2 protein-coding genes are annotated in these 1,844 nt (G+C 77.6%); one reads left to right on the forward strand and one right to left on the reverse strand.

From position 1 onward, the window contains the following. The coding region (locus tag C1I98_RS38460) for a CHAT domain-containing protein (RefSeq protein WP_146607915.1) at positions 1–635 on the forward strand (635 nt) is incomplete at its 5' end. 1 nt (position 636) lies between these two features. Here the strand turns inward: C1I98_RS38460 and C1I98_RS38465 are convergent. Further along, positions 637–1,452: a sulfurtransferase gene (locus C1I98_RS38465; protein WP_111172132.1), complete on the reverse strand. Its 816-nt coding sequence runs from the start codon at positions 1,450–1,452 to the stop codon at positions 637–639. Positions 1,453–1,844 lie beyond the last annotated feature (392 nt).

The following is a 1,844-nucleotide window of genomic DNA, read 5'->3' on the forward strand; positions in this document are numbered from 1 at the left end:
GGCCCGCCCTCCCGGCGCTGGCCGGGCGGCCGGTGTGCGTGGCCGCGAGCGCCGCCGGGTGGCTGGCGGGCGACCGTACGGCTGCCGCCCGGCAGGAGGCGGGCGGTGTGGTCGCCGTCGCGGGTCCGGGGCTCACCTACTCCCGTGCCGAGGCGGCGATGGTGGCCGCCCACCACCCCGGCGCGCGGCGGGTGCCGGCCCGCGCCGCCGCCGTGCTGGCCGCGCTCGACGGGGCCACGCTGGCACACCTCGCCACCCACGGCACCTTCCACGCCCACAGTCCGCTGATGTCCGGGCTGGTGCTCGACGACGGCCCGTTGCCGGCGTACGACCTTCTGGGGCTGCGCAGGCCGCCCCGGCTGGTGGTGCTGTCGGCGTGCGAGGCGGGCATGGCGCACACGCCGGCCGATGGCGGGCCGCTGGGGCTGGCGGGGGCGTTGCTGTCCCGGGGTACGGCGTGCGTGGTCGCCTGCGTGGTGCCGGTACGGGACGAGGAGGCCCTGGCCCTGATGACCGTCTTCCACGACCTGCTGGCCGCCGGCGGCACCCCCGCGGGGGCGCTGGCCGGGGCGGCCTCGGCGACCGGTGTCCGGGGCTTCGCCTGCTTCGGCGCCGGGCACCGGGCCCTGGGGTAGCTCAGCCTGTCGCGACCGGGCGTTCGGGTGAGGTGATCCAGTCCGACCACGAGCCGACGTAGAGGGCCGCGGGTATCCCCGCGAGGTGCAGCGCCAGTACCTCGTGGGCGGCGGTCACGCCCGAGCCGCAGTATGCGCCGGCCGGGGTGCCGGGGGTGACGCCCAGGCCCTCGAAGCGGACCTTGAGCCGGTCGGGGGGCAGGAAGCGGCCGGCCTCGTCCACGTTGGCCGCGGTGGGGGCGTTGACCGCGCCGGGGATGTGCCCGGCGACGGGGTCGATCGGTTCGGTCTCGCCGCGGTAGCGCTCGGGGGCGCGGGCGTCGAGCAGCACCCCGCTCGCCGGGAACGCGCCCGCCTGCTCGGCGGCGAGCAGGGGCATGCCGCCGGGGCTCGCGGTGAAGTCGCCGGGGGGTACGTCGGGCGTGGTGGTCTCCACCGGCAGGCCGGAGGCGGTCCAGGCGCGGAACCCGCCGTCGAGCACCCGGACGTCGGGGTGGCCGAAGTAGCGCAGGGTCCACCAGGCGCGCGCGGCGGCAGTGGAGTCGGCGTCGTCGTACACGATGACGGGCCGCGAGCCGGAGACGCCGAGGCGGCGCATGGCCGCCTGGAAGTCCGCGGGCCCGGGAAGGGGATGCCTGCCACCCGGTCCGGGCGGCGTGGGCGGCGCGGCGAGGTCGGTGTCCAGGTCGCAGAACACGGCCGTGGGGATGTGCCCCTCGCGGTAGGAGGAAAGGCCGGGCGGACCGGCCAGCCGCCAGCGCACATCGAGCACGGACGCGCCGGGCAGCGCGGCCAGACCGGCAGGTGTGATCAGCATCGGACGGCACTCCTCGGGATGGTCGAGGTTCCATACATCGCAGCGAAACGCTACGACACAGCGCCCCCGCACACGGCCACGCACCGCCGACCGTGGCACGGCTCCAGCGAGGGACCCGGCCGGGAAGGGACCACGGCGCGGGGCGCCACCGAGCCGGGGCGCCGGAAGTACCGCGTGCGCGCGGCGGCCCCTGGGAGCGGCCAGGAAGGATCATGGCTCGGGGCACCGCCTCCGGGGCGGGAGGCGACCACCGCTGTGCGCCGCCGGGCCGCGGACTCAGGCACAGCGGACCATGGTGCGAAGCCGCCCTTCCAGGGACGCGAACCAGCCGCCGGATGGGCGGTCACGGCCGCGCGCCGCCGGTCGGGGCGGGGCTGAGGAGGTGTCGGGGG

This window comes from Spongiactinospora gelatinilytica (genome assembly GCF_003236385.1).
Classification (GTDB): domain Bacteria; phylum Actinomycetota; class Actinomycetes; order Streptosporangiales; family Streptosporangiaceae; genus Spongiactinospora; species Spongiactinospora gelatinilytica.